Annotated in this window: 18 protein-coding genes and 2 pseudogenes; 12 read left to right on the top strand and 8 right to left on the bottom strand. The window is 62.1% G+C overall.

All coding sequences use genetic code 11. The features are described from left to right. Positions 1-17: 17 nt before the first annotated feature. From J3P95_RS13650 to J3P95_RS13640, 3 genes are all read right to left on the bottom strand, one after another. A complete protein-coding gene (locus J3P95_RS13650; protein WP_434580967.1) occupies positions 18-2,321 on the bottom strand; it encodes an Orn/Lys/Arg decarboxylase N-terminal domain-containing protein in 2,304 nt (767 codons plus the stop codon). Next, positions 2,318-3,727 (bottom strand): putrescine-ornithine antiporter, encoded by a 1,410-nt coding sequence (gene potE, locus J3P95_RS13645; protein WP_434580969.1) that lies wholly within the window; start codon positions 3,725-3,727, stop codon positions 2,318-2,320. The genes J3P95_RS13650 and potE overlap by 4 nt, the downstream gene beginning before the upstream one ends. A gap of 107 nt (positions 3,728-3,834) precedes the next feature. Continuing rightward, complete coding sequence (locus tag J3P95_RS13640) at positions 3,835-4,830, bottom strand: aldo/keto reductase (protein ID WP_434580971.1); 996 nt, start codon at positions 4,828-4,830, stop codon at positions 3,835-3,837. A gap of 113 nt (positions 4,831-4,943) precedes the next feature. Between J3P95_RS13640 and J3P95_RS13635 the strand changes: the two genes are divergently transcribed. From J3P95_RS13635 to J3P95_RS13620, 4 genes are all read left to right on the top strand, one after another. Then, a complete protein-coding gene (locus J3P95_RS13635; RefSeq protein ID WP_434557360.1) occupies positions 4,944-5,867 on the top strand; it encodes a LysR family transcriptional regulator in 924 nt (307 codons plus the stop codon). A gap of 136 nt (positions 5,868-6,003) precedes the next feature. Continuing rightward, entirely contained in the window at positions 6,004-6,432 is a 429-nt protein-coding gene (locus tag J3P95_RS13630) for a DUF2231 domain-containing protein (protein ID WP_434557359.1), read from the top strand. Further along, the gene (locus J3P95_RS13625) at positions 6,429-7,721 is read left to right on the top strand and encodes a PQQ-dependent sugar dehydrogenase (RefSeq protein WP_434557358.1); all 1,293 of its coding nucleotides are present in this window, start codon (positions 6,429-6,431) and stop codon (positions 7,719-7,721) included. The genes J3P95_RS13630 and J3P95_RS13625 overlap by 4 nt, the downstream gene beginning before the upstream one ends. Before the next feature lie 184 nt (positions 7,722-7,905). Then, positions 7,906-8,670, top strand: a complete 765-nt coding sequence (locus J3P95_RS13620) for an SDR family NAD(P)-dependent oxidoreductase (RefSeq protein WP_434580974.1) — start codon at positions 7,906-7,908, stop codon at positions 8,668-8,670. Between the two features lie 51 nt (positions 8,671-8,721). Here the strand turns inward: J3P95_RS13620 and J3P95_RS13615 are convergent, their stop codons facing one another. Beyond that, positions 8,722-9,732 (bottom strand): DNA/RNA non-specific endonuclease, encoded by a 1,011-nt coding sequence (locus tag J3P95_RS13615; RefSeq protein WP_434580976.1) that lies wholly within the window; start codon positions 9,730-9,732, stop codon positions 8,722-8,724. Positions 9,733-9,801: 69 nt separating this feature from the next. Beyond that, a pseudogene (locus J3P95_RS13610) lies at positions 9,802-9,915 on the bottom strand (hypothetical protein); the annotation flags it as partial. 91 nt (positions 9,916-10,006) lie between these two features. On the opposite strand from J3P95_RS13610, the gene J3P95_RS13605 reads away from it, so the two are divergent. Next, positions 10,007-10,786, top strand: coding sequence for an EAL domain-containing protein (locus tag J3P95_RS13605; protein ID WP_434580978.1), 780 nt, complete (start codon positions 10,007-10,009; stop codon positions 10,784-10,786). Positions 10,787-10,868: 82 nt separating this feature from the next. On the opposite strand, the gene J3P95_RS13600 is transcribed toward J3P95_RS13605, so the two are convergent. Continuing rightward, positions 10,869-12,590, bottom strand: coding sequence for an amidase (locus J3P95_RS13600; RefSeq protein WP_434557354.1), 1,722 nt, complete (start codon positions 12,588-12,590; stop codon positions 10,869-10,871). A 452-nt stretch (positions 12,591-13,042) separates the two neighbouring features. On the opposite strand from J3P95_RS13600, the gene J3P95_RS13595 reads away from it, so the two are divergent. The 3 genes from J3P95_RS13595 to J3P95_RS13585 are packed head-to-tail and all read left to right on the top strand — an operon-like array spanning position 13,043 to position 16,053. Beyond that, positions 13,043-15,229 carry a PAS domain-containing sensor histidine kinase gene (locus tag J3P95_RS13595; RefSeq protein WP_434580980.1) on the top strand — a complete coding sequence of 729 codons (2,187 nt, stop codon included), beginning with the start codon at positions 13,043-13,045 and terminating at the stop codon, positions 15,227-15,229. Next, complete coding sequence (locus tag J3P95_RS13590) at positions 15,226-15,588, top strand: response regulator (protein WP_434557352.1); 363 nt, start codon at positions 15,226-15,228, stop codon at positions 15,586-15,588. Before J3P95_RS13595 ends, J3P95_RS13590 begins: the two co-directional genes overlap by 4 nt. A gap of 21 nt (positions 15,589-15,609) precedes the next feature. Further along, positions 15,610-16,053 (top strand): HIT family protein, encoded by a 444-nt coding sequence (locus J3P95_RS13585; RefSeq protein ID WP_434557351.1) that lies wholly within the window; start codon positions 15,610-15,612, stop codon positions 16,051-16,053. A 75-nt stretch (positions 16,054-16,128) separates the two neighbouring features. Here the strand turns inward: J3P95_RS13585 and J3P95_RS13580 are convergent, their stop codons facing one another. Next, positions 16,129-16,998: an AraC family transcriptional regulator gene (locus J3P95_RS13580; RefSeq protein ID WP_434580981.1), complete on the bottom strand. Its 870-nt coding sequence runs from the start codon at positions 16,996-16,998 to the stop codon at positions 16,129-16,131. Between the two features lie 94 nt (positions 16,999-17,092). After that, a pseudogene (locus J3P95_RS13575) lies at positions 17,093-17,470 on the bottom strand (hypothetical protein); the annotation flags it as partial. A gap of 322 nt (positions 17,471-17,792) precedes the next feature. Between J3P95_RS13575 and J3P95_RS13570 the strand changes: the two are divergent. From J3P95_RS13570 to J3P95_RS13555, 4 genes are read left to right on the top strand one after another with little or no spacing between them, the layout of a single operon-like run. Beyond that, a complete protein-coding gene (locus J3P95_RS13570; RefSeq protein ID WP_186610097.1) occupies positions 17,793-18,275 on the top strand; it encodes a formate dehydrogenase subunit gamma in 483 nt (160 codons plus the stop codon). Further along, entirely contained in the window at positions 18,269-19,828 is a 1,560-nt protein-coding gene (locus J3P95_RS13565) for a formate dehydrogenase beta subunit (RefSeq protein ID WP_434580983.1), read from the top strand. Before J3P95_RS13570 ends, J3P95_RS13565 begins: the two co-directional genes overlap by 7 nt. Then, positions 19,825-22,701, top strand: coding sequence for a formate dehydrogenase subunit alpha (gene fdhF / locus J3P95_RS13560; protein WP_434580985.1), 2,877 nt, complete (start codon positions 19,825-19,827; stop codon positions 22,699-22,701). The genes J3P95_RS13565 and fdhF overlap by 4 nt, the downstream gene beginning before the upstream one ends. After that, positions 22,698-22,919: a formate dehydrogenase subunit delta gene (locus J3P95_RS13555; protein ID WP_434580986.1), complete on the top strand. Its 222-nt coding sequence runs from the start codon at positions 22,698-22,700 to the stop codon at positions 22,917-22,919. Before fdhF ends, J3P95_RS13555 begins: the two co-directional genes overlap by 4 nt. Positions 22,920-23,414: the final 495 nt, after the last annotated feature.

Here is a 23,414-nt window from a genome sequence, read left to right as displayed (position 1 = left end):
TTGGTTCAGCCAATCGATCACTGGCCGGCCGCGTCCTGTTTCAGTACCAGCAGCTGATAGACGCCTGACTCGTTCTCAATCCCATGGGTGTCATGGGTGAAGCCGGGGAATGAGCGGTCAAAGTTTTCCAACGCCTTGAGGTAGGTCAGTATCGGCCCGTCCGCAGGTCCTGCGTTTTCCCCTGGCATCAGCAGGGGAATTCCCGGCGGGTACGGGACGATTCCCGTTGCCGCGATCCGGCCGGCGGCTTCGTCCAAGGTCACTGTTTCGATCTCGTTCCTGACCAGTTTTTCATACGCCTCCACCGGGCTGAACTGCGCCTTGGGCAGCATGCCGAAGGCCTGGGCCATGGCGGCGGTGGTCCTGGTTTTTTTCATGGCGGCGAAGATCTCTTCAGCCAGGTCCTTGAGACCCATGCCTGCGTAGCGTTGCTGGTTGGCACTCAGCAAGTCGGGCAGGCACATCTCCAGTTCCAGGTTCTCATCGTAGTCGCGCTTGAAGTCGAGCAGGGCGTTGACCAAGGTGCCCCATTTGCCTTTGGTGATGCCGATGGAAAACAGGAACAGGATGGTGAAGTCGGTGGTTTTCTCGACCACGATACCCTGGGTGCCCAAGTAGGCGCTGAGCACACACGCCGGAATGCCGAAGTCCAGCAGGTTGCCGTCATCGCCCATTCCGGGGCTGAGGACCGAGACCTTGATCGGATCGAGCATGCAGTAGCCGTCTTCAATGTCACCGAAGCCGTGCCAGACCTCATTGGGGTGAAGGACCCAGCAACTCGGATCAGCCTTGAGCCTGGCCGGATCGACCTCGTGAAACGGTATCGCCCGTCCATCCACCTGCACCGATGGCGTTTGCCAGCAGGAGAAGAACCAGTCGTCATGGCTGAACATCTCGCTTTGCATATGCGAGATGACCTGGCGGAAGGCGACGGCTTCCTCGATCGCTTCGCTGGTCAGGATCTGCCCGCTGGGCGCCTCCATCATCGCCGAGCTGACATCGCACGAGGCCATGATCGCGTAATTGGGCGAGGTGGAAGCATGCATCATGTACGACTCGTTGAAGCGCCCATGAGGAATCGGGTTACGCCCGTTGCGCACGTGGATCATCGAGGCCTGGGACAGCGCCGCGAGCAATTTATGCGTGGACTGGGTGGCGAACACGGTCGGTTTCGACGGGTCGTGATCGTCCGGACTGCCGTGCATGGCAAAGCGGTCCTTGTACAACGGATTGAACCGCGCATAGCCGTACCAGGCTTCGTCGAAATGCAGCCTGTCGACACTTTGCCCCAGCAGTTCCTCGACGCGGGTGACGTTATAGGTCAGGCCATCGTAAGTGGAGTTGGTGATGATGGCGTGCACCGGCGTCGGGTCGATGTGGCTCTTGACCAGTGGATTGCTGGCGATGGCGGCCTTCACGCCTTCGGCGCTGAGGGTCTGTGGCAGGATCGGGCCGATGATACCGAAGCGGTTGCGGGTCGGCACCAGGTAAGTCGGAATTGCCCCGGACAGGGTCATCGCGTGCTCGGCGGATTTATGGCAGTTGCGATCACACAGCGCGATCTGGTCGCGTGTCACGCTGGCCATGAGGATGACCCGGTTGGACATCGACGAGCCATTGGTGACGTAGTAGGTGCGATGCGCGCCGAACACCTTGGCGGCGTAGCGCTCGCCCTGGCCGATAGGGCCGCTGTGGTCGAGCAGCGAACCCAGTTCGCCGACGGAAATCGACAGGTCCGAGCGCAGCAGGTTTTCACCGAAGAACTCGTAGAACGCCCGGCCCGCCGTGCTTTTCAGAAAAGCCGTACCACCGGCATGCCCCGGTGTATGCCAGGAATACTCGTAGCTGCGGGCGAATTTCAGCAGGGCGCCGAACATCGGCGGCAGTACCGCCTGGCGATAGCGCTCGATGGCGGCCAGGATCCGTCCGCTGAGGAAGCGGCTGGTGTCTTCCGGCAGCCAGATGAAGTCGTCGGCATGTTGCATGACGATCAGCGGTACGTTGGAGGCGGTGCTGCGATCGCTGATCAGGAAGACCGGCACCCGGGTGTTGCGTTCGCGCAGCGCGGTGAGCAAGTCGATGCATTCGCGGTGGTCTTCGCTGGTGTCTATTTCCCAACTGAGCAGCACACACTGGATCGCCGGGTCGGAGCTCAGGATCGACTTGGCATCGCTCAGGTTTTCGGAGGTCAGCACACTGACGGCGCGGTCTTCCACATCGCTGATCAACTGGATCAGCGCTCGACCGAACACGCTGCGCTTGTCTGGCGCGTTGGACACCAGCAAGGCCAGCATCCCCAATAGATTTCGCTGTTCCGTCATGGCAAGGCCTCCAGGTTGGCCGTCTTCAGGTGGTTGACGGGAATGGGCTCGCCAACGATGTGCTGCGCCGCGACGGTCTGGGTCGGCACGCTATTGTTCAACGCTTCAAGACGGATCAGGCGGGTATTGACGTAACCGAACAGCGTATAGCCGACGATGACCGCCACGCCGCCCAGCATCAACGCCTGTTCCCCCGAGCTGTAGAGCGCCAGGTAGCTGTAGGCCGCGGCAATGCCCGCGACAATGTTCGTGAGCAAAGCCTTGTTGGCCGGGACATTCGATATTTTCTGCAGGGTGACCAGCGTCGCCATGGAGAGGATGTAGGGCACCAGGTTGGTGACCACGGCGAGGTTCACCAGCGTATCGAATTGCTTGGCGAGGTCGGGACTGATGGTCAGCAATGCCAACGCTGTCTGCATCGCCAGCAAGATCAGCATGCTGATGATCGGCACGCCGTGCTTGTTGGCCTTGGCGAAGATCGGCAGGAAGTACCCGGTGTCCGCCGAACTCTTGAAGACCTGGGCAACGGTGAACTGCCAGCCGAGCAGCGAGCCGACACACGCCATGACCATCAGGCCCATGACGATATTCCCCACCAGCGGCGTGAACATCTTGGCGAAGACCAGGCCGAACGGCGCCGTGGAGGAGACCAGCTCGGCGTTGTCGACGATGCCGGCAATGACGTTGGTTGAAACGATGTAGATCACCGCAGCGCCCAGCGTCCCACCGAGGACCGCGATCGGCACGTTTTTCTCGGGGTTCTCCACCGCGTCGCCGTTGGCGCACGCCGACTCCAACCCCAGGAACGCCCAGAGGGTGATCGCCACGGAAGCGCCGGCCGCTTCGTACCAGCTCATGTCGTGAGGGTTCCAACCGGCTGCGTAGATGCTGCTGTCGAACCAGAACCAACCGACCGTCGAAACCAGCACCACCGGGGCTATCACGCCCCAGACTGTCACGGCGCCAATCTTGCCGGTAATGCGTGCCCCGCCGAAATTGGCAAAGGTGGTCAGCCACAATAATGCGATGGTTGCCAGGCCGACCTGCAGCGAGTCGAGCTGGATACTGAAGAGCGTCTGGATATAGCCGACGGCGGTGATGCTGATCGCCACGTTGGCAATCAGCAGCGAAAGGCCGTAGGTGTAGTTGGTGATGTAGTTGCCGGACTTGCCGAAGGTGTATTCAGCGTATCCGCCCATTCCGCCGGTCTTGCGGCTGAGCATGCCGCAGCGGGCAAAGGCGTAGGCCAATGCGAGCGAGCCCGTGGCTGTGATCAGCCAGGAAAGGATCGAAATACCGCCCACTTCGGCGAGCTTGGTCGGCAGCAGCACGATGCCGGACCCTAGCATATTGACGGCAGTCAGCATGGTCAGCTGCCCCACGCTCATTTTCTTGGCAGCTGACATTCCCTTGCCTCGCATTAGAAAGTGAAGGGTTTAAGCTATAGCAGAGGTTTTTTGTTAAGCAAGGAAAGGCCGGGCCGTTACCTTCACCCCCTCAACCGTGTTGCTGTTCAGCCGTCGAGCAAGGTCATCACCTGAGCGTCGTATCGCTCGCCCGCCACGGCTCCTTGGGCGGCGAAAATTTCGTCCAGATGAGTCAATTCATCGGTGCTCAGGGAAACCCCGATCGCGGCTACGTTGCTCTCCAAGTACTTGCGCTGTTTCGTTCCTGGGATCGGGATCACGTTGCTCCCTTGGGCCAGTACCCAGGCCAGGGCCAATTGCGAGGCGCTGATGTCTTTCTGCGCAGCCAACGCCTTGACTCGCTCGACCAGCGCGAGGTTGCGATAGAAATTGTCGGCCTCGAAGCGTGGATTGAAGCGGCGATAGTCATCGGCGGCAAAATCCTCCGGGGCCTTCAGTTCGCCCGTCAGGAAACCGCGACCCAATGGGCTATAGGCGACGAAGGCAATCCCCAGGCGCCGGCAGGTTTCCAGCACGCCGTTGTGCTCGGGCTCCCTGGACCACAGCGAGTATTCGCTTTGCACGGCCGCCAAAGGATGCACCGCATGCGCCCGCTGGATCGTCTCGGCGCTGGCTTCCGAGAGGCCGATGTGGCGCACCTTGCCGGCCTTGACCAGTTCTGCCATGGCGCCAACCGTTTCTTCGACCGGCACCTGCGGGTCAATGCGGTGTTGGTAATAGAGGTCCAGGTAATCGGTATCGAGGCGCTCGAGACTGCCGTCGACGGACTGTCGGACGTAATCGGGGTGACCGTTGACGCCCCGGGCGTGGGGGTCTTCGCTGCGCACCAGGCCGAACTTGCTCGCCAGGTAGATCCCTTCACGCTTGCCACGCAAGGCTTGCCCGAGCAGTGTCTCGTTGGTGTAAGGCCCATACATGTCGGCGGTATCGAACAGCGTCACGCCCAGCTCCACGGCGCGGTGGAGCGTAGCAATGGCTTCTTGCGGGTCGATCCCGGTGGTGTAGAAGTCCGACATGCCCATGCAGCCCAGGCCGATGGCGCTGACGTGTGGGCCGTTTTGGCCGAGTTGGCGAGTGATCATGCGGTTGACTCCGAAGAAATGAATGACAGGGCCAGTGTCCCGTACATGAATTTCTGGATAAACCCGGCAGTTCTGGTTTAACTATTCGTGATTTCTGAACAGTGAGTGTCGTTATGGACCGATTACACGCCATGCAGGTGTTCCGGCGCATTGTTGAATTGGGCGGTTTTGGCAAGGCGGCCGATGATCTTGGCTTGCCACGAGCCACGGTCAGCCTGTTGATTCAACAACTCGAAGGTCATCTGGGCGTGCAACTGCTGCAGCGCACGACGCGGCAAGTGCGCGCCACGCTCGATGGCCAAGCCTATTACCAGCGCTGCGGCCAATTGCTGGACGAATTGGACGATCTCGAAGGCTCTCTGTCTGCGCAACGCAGCCAGCCTCGCGGCACCTTGCGGGTGGACATGCCCATCGCCTTCGGCTGCACCTGGATCGTGCCGAACCTGCCGGACTTTTATCGGCGCTATCCGCAGTTGCAACTGGACATCGGTTTTCATGACCGCCAAGTACACTTGCAGCGCGAGGGCGTGGACTGCGCAATCCGCGCCGGCAACATCACTGACCAGGCATTGGTGGCGCGGCCAGTCGTGCGCTTGTCCCAGCTCACCTGCGCCAGCCCCGGTTACCTGGCTCGCGCCGGAACGCCGCTGCGACCGGAGGATTTGACTGCGCACCAGGCCATCGGCTTTGCATCCGGCGGCGGACGATTTTTTCCATTTGAATTCGAAGTCGCAGGGCAGGTGCGCGAGTTGCAACTACCGGGCGAACTGACCGTCAACAATGCCGACGCCTACGTCACGGCCTGTGAAGCCGGGTTCGGTTTGGTCCAGGTGCCGCGCTATCACGTCCAACGGCAGCTGGCCGAGGGCCGGCTGATAGAGGTGCTGAAAGACCATCCGGTGCCGTTATGGCCGATTTCAATGGTCTACCCACCGCATCGACAACTGTCGCCCCGGGTACGGGTGTTTATCGATTGGGTGATCGAGTTGCTGCATGGCGTGGCGGATGCGCAGGGGGAACTGATGGTGAAGATATAGCCGAAGATCCTGGGCCAACGAAAATATCGGAACTAACGCCTTGGCAGCGCGATCATTTTCCTAGCGTCATCAACGCAACCCTGATCGCCTTCTCACCGGATAACGATCAGGGCCGCTGAACGAAAAGGAGTTGCCAATGACCGTTACCGCTCATCCCCTCTACCGAAGCACGCCAGGACCGCTCCACGCGGTCTTGCTGGCCGGCACCGTTCCCCTGTTTCTCGGTGCGCTATTGAGCGACATCGCTTACTTCAAGACCTACCAGATCCAATGGAGCAATTTCGCCTCCTGGCTGATTGCCGGTGGGCTGGTGTTTTGTGGACTGGCGCTGGTGTTCGCCCTGGTCAATCTGCTCCGGGCCGAACGCAAGGCCGGGCGTCCGCTGGCGTACTTCCTGCTGTTGCTGGTCACTTGGGTCCTCGGGTTGGTCAACGCATTCGAACACGCCAAGGACGCCTGGGCCATCATGCCCCAAGGCCTCGTGCTGTCTGTCATCGCGACGCTGCTGGCCTGCGTGGCAGCGTGGATCGGCCTTACCAACCTGCGTTCGGGAGGTGAGCAATGAAACCGCGCATCGCATTGACTGCCTTGAGCATGGCGCTGCTGCTGAGCGCTTGCGGAGGAGAAGGGGACGCGACCCAGGCACTGGGTCCCGACCCTAAATTGCCCGAGCCCCAGCGTGGCCTGTTGCCCAGCATGAAAATCGCCGAGCCGGTGGCGTGGGGAGACCAGAAGCCGACGGTGCCCCAAGGCTACGACATCACTGCCATTGCGACCGATCTGAAGATTCCGCGTCAAACGTTGGTCTTGCCAAACGGCGACATTATTGTCGCCGAGGGCCGTGGCGGAAACGCCGCGAAGCTCAAGCCCAAGGACGTGATTGCCAGCGTCATCAAGGCCAAGGGCAACACCCAGGTCAAGGGCGGCAATCGCCTCACGTTGTTGCGCGATGCCGACGGCGACGGCACTTACGAACTCAAGACGGTCTTCGCCGAAAACCTCAATGCGCCGTATGGCCTGGCGTTTGCCAACGGCAAGCTGTACGTGGCGAACCAGGATGCGCTGGTTCGCTTTGATTACGCAGACGGCCAGACCAAGGCCAGCGGTCCGCCCGTCAAGGTCACCGACCTGCCGTCGGCGATCAACCACCACTGGACCAAGGCCTTGACCGCCAGCCCCGACGGCCGCTCGCTGTACGTCGGCATAGGCTCGAACAGCAACGTCACCGAGCGCGGCATGGAAGTTGAGATCGACCGGGCCATGGTCTGGCAGATCGACGCCGAGACGGGCGCCCACAAACCCTACGCGACCGGTCTGCGTAATCCGACGGCGCTCAAGGTCGAGCCTGGCTCCGGGCAGTTGTGGACGGTGGTCAACGAACGCGACGAGTTGGGCCCCGACCTGGTGCCGGATTACCTGACCTCGGTGCGCGAAGGCGCGTTCTATGGCTGGCCCTATAGCTATTGGGGGCAGAACGTCGACCCGCGCGCGCAACCGCAGGATCCGCAAAAAGTCGCCGCTGCGGTCAAGCCCGACTACAGCCTCGGGTCCCACGTCGCCGCGCTCGGTGTCGATTTCTCGATTCCCGCCATGGGCGAACAGTTCGCCGAAGGCGCATTCGTCGGCGAGCACGGCAGCTGGAACCGTGATCAGCCGGTGGGCTACAAAGTGATCTTCGTGCCGTTCCGCGACGGTCGCCCTGCGGGTGAGGCGGTGGACTTCGCCACGGGCTTCCGCGGTTCCGATGGCAAGACCCGTGGGCGTCCCGTCGGTGTGACGGTCGATCCTCGAGGTGCGTTGATCATTGCTGATGACCTGGCGAACACCGTGTGGAGGGTCACGCGCAAGCCATAGTGCATGAGGCCCGGGGCGCACCGTCGCCCCGGCCTATCCCGCTGGTTTTGCAAGTTCGCGCAAAACCCCGACAGTCCCCGCAACATCACCAAAGCCCGTTAACCCTCGTTGCGCGACAGTGAAGCCGTCAATCACGACAGCGCGCCGGCGAATACCTCGTCGGCTGTAAACGAGGAGAACGACCATGAGCGATTTCAAACACAACATCCCTAACGAAGTGGAAGGCAAAGCCGCGCTGGTGACCGGCGCCGCCAGCGGTATTGGCAAGGCTATCGCCCTGATGCTGCATACCCGTGGCGCCAAGGTGATTGCCGAGGACATCAACCCCGCCGTCAACGAGCTGGCCCGTCCGGGGCTGGTGCCGCTGGTGGCCGACATCGCCGAGGACGGCGCCGCCGAGCGCGCGGTGGGCCTGGCGGTCGAGCAGTTCGGCCGGCTGGACATCCTGGTCAATAACGCCGGGATCATTATCAACAAGTTGGTCGTCGACATGACGCGCCAGGACTGGGAACGCATCCAGGCCGTCAACGCCACCGCGGCGTTCCTGCATTCACGCGAGGCGGTCAAGGTGATGATGCCCAACAAGTCGGGGGCCATCGTCAACATTGCCTCCTACGCCTCCTATTTTGCTTTCCCGACCATTGCCGCCTACACCGCGTCCAAGGGAGCACTGGCGCAGCTGACTCGCACGTTGGCGCTGGAAGTCATCGAGCATGGCATTCGCGTCAATGCGGTCGGTGTCGGCGATGTGGTCACCAATATTCTCAATGACGTGGTGGAAGATGGCGCGGCGTTCCTCGCCCAGCACGGTGAAGCAGCCCCTATCGGCCGCGCCGCGCAGCCGGAAGAAATCGCCGAGGTGGTCGCCTTCCTGGCGTCCGACCGCGCCAGTTTCATGGTCGGTTCGGTGGTCATGGCCGATGGCGGCATGACCGTCACCGCTGGCTGATCTTGCGTAGCCCGACCGACCGCCCACGATGCGGGGCGCCGGTCGGCCCGCTCAAAGCAGGATATCCTCAGGCCCCCGAATCGCCGCTTCAATCCGTGTTCCCGTCAGGCGTTCCTCGTTGGAAAAACCATCGTAGTCAGCCAGGCCACCGAAGCGAATACCCGTGAGTGATTCAATCTGGTCGACGCTGTGCCGGTAGGTTTTAAGCGCGCCGAATGCGAGTTGAAGTTTCCCGAGCTCCCGCTGCTGGTCAATCATGTAGGCGCTGGCGGATGGCTTGCCGTCGTCGCTGAGAAATGCCACGACTTTCCAGAATGCGGTGGGAATTTGTACGTCTCTGTAGGTGGGATCATCCTCACGGAACAGCGGCCCGGTGAACACCGTCGCTCTGCCTTTCCACCGGCGGGTGTTGTCGAGAATGTAGTCCTCAAGCTCCAACCAGGTTTTCTGATTGAAGGCCGCCATTTGCGGCGAGCAGTTGGTGAAGTGGAACGTGTCGCCATTGGCCGTGTGTGCCTCTTGTCCCCAGTTCGGATCCTGGCGCCTGACGAGGTGGCCGCGATCCAACAGGTTGTCGGCGTAGAGTGCTTCGCCGATCTGTGCGTCGCTGGGCAGCCGACCGTCATAGGCCCAGGCATCGCGCTTGCGGTCGATTTCGACACTGCTGGCGCCGTCGATGTTGACCCCCGCAACGAGCGCCAACCGTCGATGCCGCGACATCGTGATAGAGAAATGGGTGTAATCCAGGCGGTTACCGGTGTTGCCTGTTGAATAGGCGTCCTTTGCCTGCTCGGCATCAAGGGCAGGCCAGGGCACCATGAACTCGCCGAGGAAATCGCTGCGGTATCCCTCTCGGTTTTCCAACTGCGTTGCCGGGGTGACCCTGGGGTCCGTCGGCGGGCGCAGCTCATTGGCGACGGGTTGCACGGGCTGAACGAGCGGCTTGAGGTCCGCCAGTCGTGGTCGATGGGACACATTTATCGGTGATGCTGATGACGGCACGGGCGCTTCCTCGCTGGGCTGATAAACGTTGCTACGAGCGGGCTCGGTAGCGACCATCATGCCGTAGGCACCGTGAAGCTTTGATGATGTGTTCCTTCCAAATGGCCCTAGCATTGCCAGCTTGAGCGGTTATTGGATAACGATGTAGAGCCTGTCGATGTCGTCGCCCGCCTGGGCGTCTTTGGCACGGTGGGTGACATGGGACAGCTGCAGCGACAGGTCCTTGGCCGGGCCCGACAGAACTTCAGAAAGCGGGGCCCGTGCCGACTCAAGGGTATCGCCTATAGTTTGTGCAACAACAGCGACCCCGTTTTCCGCGACCGGAACACTGATCATGAGCCAATCTTCCTCTCATCCAACGTTCAAATCCCTTGGTTGCGCCGAATGTCGCAACCATGAGGCGCTGGGGTTTGATTTCACCATGGCCTTCCAGCCCATCTTCAATGTCCGCACGCGCACGGCGTTTGCCTATGAGGCGCTGGTCAGGGGGCTGAATGGCGAATCGGCAGCCCATATCCTCGGGCTTGTAAATGACAGCAACCGCTATCGGTTCGACCAGGCCTGCCGAGTGAAGGCGATCGAAGAATCTGCGAGGCTGGGGATCCTCGACATCCCCGATTGCTTGCTCAGCATCAACTTCCTACCCAACGCCGTGTACCGGGCCGAGACCTGTATACGGGCGACATTGGAGGCCGCGCGCCAATCGGATTTTCCATCGAACAGGCTCATGTTCGAAGTGACCGAAGGCGAGCGGGTGGACGATCCTGACCATCTGAAGTCGATTTTCCTGGAATACGAACGCCAGGGTTTCACCACCGCCATTGACGATTTCGGTTCAGGCTATTCGGGCCTCAACCTGTTGGCGCTTTTCCAGCCCCAGGTATTGAAAATCGACATGGCGTTGACCCGTGACATCGACCAGGACCCCGTCAAGCGCGCCATCGTCGAGGGCATTATCCTGGTCGCCAGTCGCCTGGGCATCATCGTCATCGCCGAGGGCATCGAGACGCGGGAAGAAAGCGCAACGTTGCTGGCAATGGGAATCGAGCTGATGCAGGGGTATCTCTATGCCCGGCCCGAGATAGGTCGGCTGGCGGTTGGCTGCTTCGATTAGTCGGTAGTCCTGGTATTGGCGGCGCAGGCATCACCGCAACGCAGCGGTGGGCCTGCTTTCGCCAGATAGGCTTGAATCGCCGTCAGGCCTGTTGGTCATCACTCGACAATGGCGGCGTGCGCGGCGGGATCATTCGTTTCGAGCCCATCGACTCGAACGCCGAGGCCAGCTGCAACAGCTTTGAATCGTCATAGGCTCGGCCGGCGAATGTCAGCCCTACAGGCATGCCGATGTCCGCCATCACGCCCATCGGCACGGTGACGGTGGGCACACCCAGGTGGCGGATGGCGAGGTTGCCGTTGGCGACCCAAACCCCGTTGCTCCAGGCGATGTCGGCAGATACCGGATTGACGTCCGCGTCCGCTGGGCCGACGTCGGCCACGGTGGGGAAGATCACCGCATCCAGGCCGAGCCGCTGCATCCAGTCTTCGAGATCGATCCGGCGTGTCTCTTCGAGTCCACGCAAACCGTCAGGCAAGGTGGGAATCTGGTCCCACGGCGTGATGCCGCGCTGGGCCATCTTCACGTATTCGTCCATGCCGGCGGCCAGGTCATCCTCGCGGTTGGGCAGGGTGCCGGGATCGTGAGGAAAAATCAGCGGTCCGTCGACGTCAGCCAGGCGATTGAGTTTCGGATCGCCATTGGCCCGCAGGAAATCATCGAATGCCCAGGCCGACAGATCCCATAATTCATGGTGGAGGAATTCCTTTGACACCAGGCCGCGAGTGAAGACGGTCGGTGCGCCAGGGCGATCGCCCTCGCAGTTGGACACCAACGGGAAATCCACTTCGATCACTTCCGCGCCTTGGGCCTCCAACGCCTTGCGGGCCTCTTCCCAGAGGGCAATCACCGACGCACGAGTGATGATTCGTTGACCGGTCGGGCCGCCGATTCCCGGCTTTTGCGCGGTGCCCGCTTGCGGGTCGGCGTTGATGTACATGCGCGGGACGCCGAAACGGATGCCGGCCAGCGTATCCGGTTGGGCGGCGAGGCTTTGGTACGAGGCGGGACGAATCGAGTCCACGGGCGGAATCGGTACCCAAGGCTGCAGGCGCCAAAGGTCTCCGCGAGTATCGGGATCATTCGCCACCACCACGTCCAATACTTCGAGCAGGTCGGCCATGGTCCTGGCGTAGGGCACGACGACGTCCATGGTTGGCGTCAACGGCCAGTTGCCCCGCACCGATATCACCCCGCGCGAAGGGGTGTAGGCACACAAGCCATTGTTCGAGGCCGGGCCGCGTCCGCTCGACCAGGTTTCTTCAGCCAGGCCGAAAGCGGCGAAACTGGCGGCAGTGGCGGTGCCCGCACCGTTTGAAGAGCCCGAGGCGAACGGCGCGGTGAGGTAATTGCCGTTGTACGGGCTTTCAGCGCGGCCATACACGCCGCGCTGCATCCCGCCGTTCGCCATCGGCGGCATGTTGGTCTTGCCTAGGCAGATGGCCCCGGCGCCACGCAGTCGTTCAATGGTAAAGGCGTCGCGATAGGCAACCAGATCCTTGAACGCCGGGCTTCCGGAGGCGGCGGTCAGCCCCTTTACCAGGTAGCTGTCCTTGGCGGTGTAGGGAATGCCGTCGAGCGGGCCCAACGTCTGGCCCTTGGCCCGACGGGCATCGGACGCCCGCGCTTCGTCCAGCGCATCGGGGTTGCGAACCACCACCGCATTCAGGGCGGTGGAGGTGTCCGGGCCGTCGTAGGCGGCGATCCGGGCAAGGTACGCCTGGACCAGCTCAACCGCCGTGGCCTGGCCGGATTCGAGCGCAGCCCGGAGCTGGGCAATCGAGATTTCGGTGATTTCAATCATGTTGTTATCGCTGCGGCTGGGCGAATGACGTGATGCGAGTCGTTCGAACGATAGGTCCGGTGCTCACGTCTTTCGAAATGGGTTCTGACATCGGGTGGAGACTCTACTACGAGAGCGCGATTGGAGGGCACTAGCGTTCACCAGAATAATGATGACCTGTGGCAAGGGCGCCTGTGGGATATCAGCATTGACTGGCAGTGACTGGCCGCACACACAACATGAAAGCCGCGTCGGTTTCGATACCGTGATGCAACAGTTGCATGCACTGGAGGCTTCGGCGCACCTTATGCGTGCGCTCATGGTGGAAACACCGCGCCATTTGTTCAGGTTCTGACCTTAATTCACGCGGTGTCGAGTTTCCCTGAACTCGCAGGATGAACAGAGGGTCTAGTGTCCATTGCGAAGTTGCAGGACCGCAGCGATGGCAAGGCCAGGCGGATTGAGGATGAACCATGTCGAATATTGAAGCGTTTCCCACAGAGGCGCATACGCCGCCGAGCGAGTACGAAAGTCTCGTGGCGATTGGAACGAACGCGCTCGATGCCATTCCTGGCGCGGTGTACGTCTGCGACCACGCAGGCTGGCTGGTCCGGTACAACAGCGAGGCGGCGGCAATGTGGGGACGAGTGCCGAAGCTGGGGGAGGGTGGGGACCGCTTCTGCGGTTCTTATCGCCTTTTCCTGCCCGACGGTACCCCGCTTGCGTTGGAAGACTGCCCAATGGCGACGTCCCTGGAAACGGGTCTGCCGACGCGCAACCAGGAAGTAATCATCGAACGTCCGGATGGGGCGCGGTTCGTGGCACTGGTGAATATCCGGGCCCTGAAGGATTCGCAAGGAGTCATCCAGGGCGCTATCAACTGCTTCCAGGATGTCTCGGCCCACCATGCCGTGGCCGAAGAGCTTCGGTGCAAGAACGCCGACCTCGAAGATTTTTTCGAAAACAGCGCGGTGGGCCTGCACATCGTCAGTGGCGAGGGCATCATCCTGCGCGCCAACAAGGCCGAGCTGACCCTGCTGGGCTATCCGACGAAGGAATATATCGGCCGCAACATCACCGAGTTTCATGTCGACGAGCCCGTCATCTGCGACATTCTGAGCAAGTTGAGCAGCGGCGAATGCCTGGAAAACTATCCGGCGCGCTTGAGGGCCAAGGACGGCTCGATCAAGCATGTCTCGATCACTTCCAACGGGCGGTTCGAACAGGGCAAGCTCTTCAATACGCGCTGCTTCACGGTGGACATGACCTGTGTCCATACGGCCGAAGCCGCACGCAAGGAGAGCGACGACAGGCTGGCGGCGACGTACGAAGCGGCGACGATCGGCATCGCCGAGGCCGGCGCGGACGGACGCCTGCTGCGGGTGAACGACGCCCTCTGCAACATGCTCGGTCGGTCGCGCGAAGAACTGTTGCAAATGACTTTCCTGGACTACACCCACCCCGACAGCACCGACGAGGATGCTGCCTTATATGCGCGTCAAGTGGCCGGCGAGCTGGACAACTACGAGCTGCGCAAGCGCGCTTTCAAGCCTGACGGCGAGACCGTGTACCTGGACATCCACAGCTCATCGGTCAGGAACGCCGACGGGGTGTTTTGCTATGGCGTGCGGGTGCTCCAGGATGTCACCTTGGCGCGACGGATGGAGAATCAGATTCGCGAAAGCGAGCGGCACATGCGCAATCTGCTCGAAGCGCTGCCCGCAGCGGTCTACACCACCGACGCCGACGGCCGTATCAACTTCTTCAACCGGGCGGCGGTCGAACTATCAGGTCGCACGCCTCGGTTGGGCGAGCTCTGGTGCGTGACCTGGAAACTGTTCACCACCGACGGAAACCCGCTGCCCCACGACCAGTGTCCGATGGCGATCGCCTTGAAGGAAAACCGACCGATACGCGGTGTCGAAGCGATAGCAGAACGGCCGGATGGCTCGCGCGTACCGTTCGCCCCCTATCCCACGCCCCTGCACGATGCCGAAGGCAACTTGGTGGGCGCCATCAACATGCTCGTGGATATTACCGAGCGCAAGCAGGCGGAAGACCGGCAGAAGACACTGATCGACGAACTCAATCACCGGGTCAAGAACACCCTCGCCACCGTGCAATCGCTGGCAGCCCAAACGGCGCGCAACGCCCAGGACGCCAAGGACGGCTACACCCGGTTCGAGGCTCGTCTTCTCGCCTTGTCCCGAGCCCACGACCTGCTGACGAGGCGGCATTGGGGCCATACACCCCTCGCTTCCCTGGCGCAGGAAGTGCTCACCCCGATATTCGGAGCCGAGCCCGGTCGAATCACCATCGAGGGCGATGCCATCGATGTCGATACGCGAATCGCCCTCGGCCTGACAATGACCCTCAATGAGCTGGCGATCAACGCCCTCAAGTACGGCGCAATGTCCGTCGAGACCGGCAGGCTTTCGGTGAATTGGAACGTCCAGCCACAACCGAACGGAACCTTGCTGACGGTGGATTGGCGCGAGCAGGGCGGACCGCCGGTGCTCCAACCGGAGCGCGAGGGGCTAGGTTCACGTTTGATGAAGCGTTGCATCGAGCGTGACCTTGGCGGAATATTCGTGCTCACCTTCGCTCCTGAGGGCGTTCTCTGTCGCTTCTCGTTTATGGTCGCTGAGAACCACGCATGACCCTGTTTGTGGGTATCAGAGTGCTCCTTGTCGAAGACGAAGGCACTGTCGCCATGTTGATCGAGGAAATGCTCGAAGAGCTGGGGTGCACCGTGGTGGCGTCCGTTCCCCGGCTCGCCGTGGCCCGGGAAATGGCAGGCGCGGCGCAGATTGACTTGGCGATCCTGGACGTCAACCTGGCCGGTGAACGCGTTTTTCCCGTTGCAGAAATACTGCGTAGTCGCGATATTCCTTTCCTGTTCAGTACCGGCTACGGTGCTAGCGGTGTGCCTGGCGAATTTGCCGGATACCCGGTTTTGCATAAACCATTTTCAGAAAGCGAATTGCAGCAGAAGATAGCGCTGACGCTGAAAAGTTAAAGTACCTTCCAAGGAGCAACCATGAGCTTGCACGGCCAATACGATCCGCAGAATATTTTTGCGCTTATCCTTCGCGGCGAAGCCCCTTGCTACAAGATCTACGAAGACGCGGATGTGTTGGCTTTCCTCGACCTCTTCCCGCAGTCGCGCGGTCACGTACTGGTCATTCCCAAGGCGGCCCAGGCGCGCAATATCCTGGAGGTCGACCCAGCGGTGCTGGGTAAGCTGATGACGGCAGTGCAGCGCCTCACCCGCGTCATCGTCGACGAGTTGCAGCCGGACGGCGTGCAGATCGCCCAATTCAATGGCGCGCCAGCGGGGCAGACGGTCTACCACCTCCATGTGCACATCGTTCCACGCTGGGAGGGCCAAGCGCCTGGCGCCCATGGGCAGGGGAAGGCTGATCCACAGGAGCTTGAGCAATTGCAGGCGCGGTTGGTGGCGCGTATTCGTTCTGAGGGGTGACTGGCTCCTGATCGGCGCCGGACGCTCCCATGCGCCGGGCTGCGGGCATGCCGAAGGGCAGAGGGGCTTGTACCGCTACCGCAGCGGCACATACACATCAGTCTGCCATTGATCCTGCGGTGTCTCGGGATAGACGCTCAGGTAGTGGAAAACCAATGGCTGGTCCCGTAGTTCTTCGCCGCTCCCGGGAAGCCAGTCGCGGTAGATCGGATAGATCGTTTCGCCGATGTGATCGGGAGACCCCGTGTGGCGCACCACGGCATAGCGACCGCCGGGAATGACCAGCGGGTGTACGTCGAACTCATTCGGCTTCACGTCTTCGAAAATCTCACCGCAGATCGCGAATCGGAAGGCGTGTGGAGGTGTCGTGTCGGGGTTGCCGTAGGGAATGCCGAACGTGCGGCTCGACGCCACCGGCGACTGCCCGCTACCTATGCGCCATGCGATGAACTGGCTCACGCTCTCGTTGACGAGCCCAGGCGGTCCGCGGTGCTCAAGCGCCGCTACCTTGATTTCGGGGAGTTCGATGATTCGTACGTGCATGAGTACTTTCCTGGAAAAATGAGGGACGGCGAATACCGTGTTCCAGACCTGCCAATGCGCGTTCTTCCTGAACACGCTTGGCGCACTGCCGAACGCTCGGCCGAACGCCCGGCAAAATGCCTCGGGGCTTTTGAAGCCTGCATCCAGCGCGGCCTCCAGTACCGTATAGGCACCCTGGGCGACCAGGCGATGTGCCGCGCGTCGTAGCCGCATAAGCTGCACATAACGCGAAACCGGCACGCCCACGAATGCCGTAAATTGGCGATGGAAGTGAAACACCGAGAAGTTCGCCACGTGACTCAACGTCTGCACCGAAAGATCACCTTCAAGATTGGCCTCGATATAGGCCAGTACGGCGTCGAAGCGTTTGGTGTAAGCGCAGTCGTTAGGTAGCTCAGGCACGGATACGGCTCTTGGAGGTGTGGTCGACATAAGCATCGACTATACGCGGCGAGCTTGCCTAGCCGCGTTTGCTCAAACAGCGTTAGGTCTTCGATTCCAGGGAATGCGCATCCGCGCCGGCAATGAACAGCATTGGATGAGGCGAAATGGTCTCGATGTCATTGAGCGGATAGAAGTTCATGAACTTGATGTTGCTGGTCAGCGTCGGGTGCGTGGTCAGGTCTCTGGAGGAGCTGGCGGGTGTGAATTCGCCGCGGGGCGTGCGGTAGAAATCAAAGAACTCACGTTGGATAGGATGGGTGTTTTTATCCAGTTGATGCACGGTGCCGCTGGTGTAGAGCGTTTCGCCGCCGGCGAACTCGACATTACGCTGCTGGGTGGCTTGGGCGATGATGGCCCGGCGTTGATCAAGCGTTTGTGAATGCTTCAATCCGTTGCGATTGACGCCCCCCATGTCGTACATGCATTGCGTAACATCAACTGACACTGGCGGTTGCTCGGGACCGTCAGAGAGTCGTTGCATCGTCTATCTTGTCAGGGAAGGTTTTTCGAAAAGCAAGCTAACCAATCGTCGCTTTCAGAACACGTTTCGTCGTCCACGTGCAATTGCCAACCCCCGGGAGTGGCAAGCTGTGAAGATGCCCCGGACCAAGTGCGCCAAAAGACACCTGGCCGGAGAGCAAGAATGGCGATCGGATTTGCCACGCTACCGTGACGTGGGCCGAACGCCGCAGCCAAGACTCCGAACAGCTACCGCCACGCGGCGGTGCGGTTCGAGATGCCGAGGTACGTTTATGCTTGATGAGACGCTTCACCTGCCTCTGATTCACAGCGTGCTGGCACGCAAGAAGGACACCCCCGGTGCCTTGTTGCCCATCCTCCATGCCATCCAGGAAGGTTGCGGGTACGTGCCCGACGCCGCCGTCCCGGAAATCGCCCATGCCCTCAACCTCAGCCTGGCTGAAGTGCGCGGCGTCATCAGCTTCTACCATGACTTTCGCACCACGCCGCCGGCGCGTCACACGCTGCGCCTGTGCCGGGCCGAGTCGTGCCAGAGCATGGGGGCCGAGGGCCTGGCGGCGCAGTTGCGCGAGCAACTGTCGCTGGACGATCACGGCACCAGCGCCGACGGAGCCATCAGCCTGCGGCCGGTCTACTGCCTCGGTGCTTGCGTCTGCTCCCCGGCCCTGGAGCTGGACGGGGAGCTGCACGCAAGGCTGACCCCGGAACGCCTGCGCCAACTGGTGAATGGCTGCCTGGAGGATGGTCCATGCTGACCCTCTGCGTTCCCCGTGATTCAGTGGCCCGTGCCGTCGGCGCGGACAAAGTGGCTGATGCGTTGGTCCGCGAGGCCGAACGTCGGCGATTGCCGCTGGAGGTGCGGCGTACCAGCTCCCGTGGCCTCTACTGGCTCGAGCCATTGGTGGAGCTTGAAACGCCCGAAGGGCGCTTGGGCTTTGGCCCGATCACGGCGCAAGACGTGCCGGGCCTGCTCGATGCGCTGGCGCGCGACCCTGGTAGCCATCCTTGCGCCCTGGGCCTGGTAGAAAATATCCCGTATCTCCAGAGCCAGCAGCGCTTGCTCTTCGCCCGTGCCGGCATCACCCAGCCTTTGTCGCTCGACGACTACCGCGCCCAAGGCGGATTCCTCGGCCTGGCCCGAGCGATCCAGATGGACGGCACCGAAGTTGTCGCCAACGTGCTGGATTCCGGCCTGCGTGGCCGGGGCGGCGCGGCGTTCCCTGCGGGCATCAAGTGGCGCACCGTGCGCGACGCCCAGGGCCCACAGAAATACGTGGTGTGCAACGCCGATGAGGGGGACTCCGGCACCTTCGCCGACCGCATGCTGATGGAAGGCGATCCGTTCCTGCTGATCGAAGGCATGGTCATCGCCGGGATCGCCGTCGGCGCGACGATGGGCTACATCTACGTACGCTCCGAATATCCGGACGCCATCAGCACATTGAATCAAGCCCTGCACATCGCCCGCGAGGCCGGTTACCTGGGCGCGGACGTGGGCGGCAGCGGTTGCGCCTTCGACATTGACGTCCGGGTGGGCGCCGGCGCCTACATCTGCGGCGAGGAAACGGCGCTGCTGGAATCCCTCGAAGGCAAGCGCGGCATGGTGCGCGCCAAGCCGCCGCTGCCAGCGTTACAGGGCCTGTTCGGCTTGCCGACCCTGGTCCATAACGTCGTGACCCTGGCCTCGGTGCCGGTGATCCTGGAGAAGGGCGCGCAGTTCTATCGTGACTTCGGCATGGGCCGCTCGCTGGGCACCATGCCGTTCCAGCTGGCCGGCAATGTTCGTCGCGGCGGCCTGGTGGAGCGCGCGTTCGGCCTGAGCCTGCGCGAGTTGGTGGAAGAGTATGGCGGCGGCACCGCCAGCGGTCGTCCGCTGAAGGCCGCGCAAGTCGGCGGCCCGCTGGGCGCCTGGGTGCCTCCGGCGCAGTTCGATACACCGCTGGACTACGAAGCGTTCGCCGCCATGGGCGCGATGCTCGGCCACGGCGGCGTAGTGGTCGCCGATGACAGCCTCGACATGGCCCGGATGGCCCGGTTCGCCTTACAGTTCTGCGCCGAGGAATCCTGCGGCAAATGCACGCCGTGCCGCATTGGTTCCACCCGTGGCGTCGAGGTGGTGGATCGCTTGATCGCCAGCACCGATGCCAACGCCCGCCAGGAACAGGCGGCGTTGCTCCAAGACCTTTGCGACACCCTGCAATACGGCTCGCTCTGTGCCCTCGGTGGGATGACGTCCTACCCCGTCGCCAGCGCCCTCAAGTACTTCCCCGCCGACTTCGGTCTGGCGACCACGGAGGCCGACCAATGATTACCCTCTTCGACCCAGCCAGCGACATCGACCTGGGCACCCCGGCGCGCGAAAGCGACGTGCAGGTCACCCTGACCATCGACGGCCGCGAAATCAATGTGCCTTCCGGCACCTCGGTGATGCGCGCGGCGGCCATGCTCGGCACCACCATCCCCAAACTGTGCGCCACCGACAGCATGGAAGCCTTCGGCTCCTGCCGCATGTGCCTGGTGGAGATCGACGGCATGCGCGGTTACCCGGCCTCGTGCACCACGCCGGTCACCGACGGCATGGTGGTCCGCACCCAGACCTCCAAGCTCGCCACGCTGCGCCGCAACGTGATGGAGCTGTACATTTCCGATCACCCGCTGGACTGCCTGACGTGCCCGGCCAACGGCAACTGCGAATTGCAGACGGTGGCGGGGCAGGTGGGCCTGCGGGAAGTGCGCTATGGCTACGAGGGCGCCAATCACCTGGCTGAAGCCAAGGACGTGTCCAACCCCTATTTTGATTACGACCCGAGCAAGTGCATCGTTTGCAGCCGTTGCGTGCGCGCCTGCGAGGAAATCCAGGGCACCTTCGCCCTGACCATCACCGGACGCGGTTTCGATTCCCGTGTCGAAGCGGCCGGCGGTGAGAACTTCCTCGACTCCGAATGCGTCTCTTGCGGTGCCTGCGTCCAGGCCTGTCCGACGGCCACGCTGATTGACAAGAGCGTCGTGCAGATCGGCCAGCCGGAGCGCAGCGTCGTCACGACCTGCGCCTATTGCGGGGTGGGCTGCTCGTTCCGCGCCGAGATGAAGGGCGAGCAACTGGTGCGCATGGTCCCGGACAAGAACGGCCAGGCCAACCACGGCCACTCGTGCGTCAAGGGCCGCTTTGCCTGGGGCTACGCGACGCACCCGGACCGCATCACCAAGCCGATGATCCGCAAGCACATCAGCGATCCGTGGCAGGAGGTCAGCTGGGAAGAGGCGGTCACCTATGCCGCCAGCGAACTGCGACGGATCCAGCTCAAGTACGGCCGCGATTCCATCGGCGGCATCACCTCCAGCCGCTGCACCAACGAAGAAACCTACCTGGTGCAGAAACTGGTGCGCACGGCGTTCGGCAACAACAACGTCGACACCTGCGCCCGGGTCTGCCATTCGCCGACCGGTTACGGCCTCAAGCAAACGCTGGGCGAATCCGCCGGTACCCAGAACTTCGACTCGGTGATGAAAGCCGACGTGATCATGGTGATGGGTGCCAACCCCACCGACGCTCACCCGGTATTCGGCTCCCAGCTCAAGCGGCGCTTGCGCCAGGGCGCGCGGCTGATTGTCATCGACCCGCGGCGCATCGACCTGGTGGATTCACCCCACGCCCGTGCCGAACTGCATCTGCAGCTGCGTCCGGGCACCAATGTGGCGATGCTTAATGCGCTGGCCCACGTGATCGTCACTGAAGGGCTGGTTGACGAGCCTTTCGTCAAGGAGCGTTGCGAGGCGACAGATTTTGCCCGCTGGCGCGATTTCGTCAGCCTGCCGGAAAATGCCCCCGAGATCCTCGGCCCGGTCTGCGGCGTGCCCGCCGAGCAGATCCGCGCCGCCGCGCGGCTCTACGCCACGGGCGGCAACGCGGCCATCTACTATGGCCTCGGCGTCACCGAGCACAGCCAGGGCAGTACCTCGGTGATGGGCATCGCCAACCTGGCCATGGTCACCGGCAACATTGGCCGTGAAGGCGTCGGAGTGAACCCACTGCGTGGGCAGAACAACGTCCAGGGTTCCTGCGACATGGGCTCGTTCCCCCACGAATTGCCCGGCTACCGGCACATCTCCAACGAAGCGGTGCGCGCCCAGTTCGAACAAGCCTGGAACGTCACCCTGCAACCCGACCCGGGCCTGCGTATCCCGAACATGTTCGAGGCGGCGCTGGACGGCACCTTCAAGGCGCTTTACTGCCAGGGCGAGGACATCGCCCAGAGCGATCCCAATACCCAGCATGTGACTGCGGCGCTGACCGCTTTGGAATGCGTGATCGTGCAGGACATCTTCCTCAACGAAACGGCCAAGTTTGCCCATGTGTTCCTGCCGGGCAGCTCGTTCCTCGAGAAGGACGGGACCTTCACCAACGCCGAACGCCGTATCTCCCGCGTTCGCAAGGTCATGGACCCGCTGGCCGGCAAGGCCGATTGGGAAGCCACCATCGCCTTGGCCGATGCCCTGGGCTACAAGATGCACTACAACCACCCTTCGGAAATCATGGATGAAATCGCCCGCCTGACGCCGACCTTCAGCCGCGTCAGCTACGCCGAGCTGGAGCGTCACGGCAGCCTGCAATGGCCGTGCAACGATGCCGCGCCGGACGGCACGCCGACCATGCACATCGACCAATTCGTGCGTGGCAAAGGGCGCTTCATGCTCACCGGCTATGTGCCCACCGAGGAGAAGGTTAATGGCCGTTATCCGCTGCTGCTGACCACCGGACGGATCCTCAGCCAGTACAACGTCGGCGCGCAGACCCGGCGCACCGACAACGTGGCGTGGCACGAGGAGGATCGCCTGGAAATCCACCCGACCGACGCCGAGAATCGCGGCATCGCCGAGGACGATTGGGTCGGTATCAGCAGTCGCGCCGGGCAGACGGTGCTGCGCTCCAGGGTCACCGAGCGGGTGGCGCCGGGGGTGGTCTACACCACCTTCCACTTTCCCGAGTCCGGGGCCAACGTGATCACCACCGACAACTCGGACTGGGCCACCAACTGCCCGGAATACAAAGTCACGGCGGTGGAAATCGTGCGGGTCAGCCAGCCTTCGGAATGGCAGAAGCGTTATCAGGCCTTCAGCGACGAACAGCGGCGCCTGCTGAAGGAACGTCGTCACGCCGAGAAAGCCGAGGTGCGCCGATGAGCTCGCAGAACCTGATCAAGATGGCCAACGAGATTGCCCGCTACTTCGCCACGGAGCCTGATCAGGCACTAGCGGTGAATGGTGTTCGACAGCACATCAAGAACTTCTGGACGCCGGGGATGCGCCGGGATCTCGGGGCGTGGCAGGAAAAACATCCGGATGCGGTGTTGCATCCGTTGGTGTTGGCGGCGTTGACTGAACCGGAGGGTACTATCTGACAGCCGGCCTATCTCTTACAGACCGAGTACATATCCATTGCTGCGGTGACGGCTGCTAATGGTTTCGCTTTTACAGCGAGTCACTTTCGAAAGGCACGAAAGTAACCAAAGTGCCTTTGCCCCACCACTCGGTGCCTCGCCTGGGCTCGGCATGCCTGAACGAAGGCATTGCTCCGTGGGCCCGCCGCGAAGGGCCGTCCCTGGCCCAGCGCGGCTAACCCGGCATCCATGCCGGGTTGCCCACTGCGCAATACCTTCGTTCAGCCAGCGTGGCTAATGGGGCGCCCGAGATCAACGTCCACCGCGAGGCGGCCTTATAGCCGACCTGTCTGTAGGTGATCGCGTTCCTCCTGTGGGAGGTCTTGGTCTTCGAAAGACATGCTGAACTCAAGAAAAACGATACCCCGTGGCGAGGGAGCTTGCTCCCGCTCGGCTGCGCAGCGGCCGTAAAATGCAACCCTGCGATTATCCAGATACACCTTGCTGAATGGTTTT

Source organism: Pseudomonas sp. Z5-35 (genome assembly GCF_051131945.1).
Taxonomy (GTDB): domain Bacteria; phylum Pseudomonadota; class Gammaproteobacteria; order Pseudomonadales; family Pseudomonadaceae; genus Aquipseudomonas; species Aquipseudomonas marvdashtae.
The sequence above is the reverse complement of the archived record's forward strand: the minus strand, read 5'-3'. Positions and strand labels throughout refer to the sequence as shown.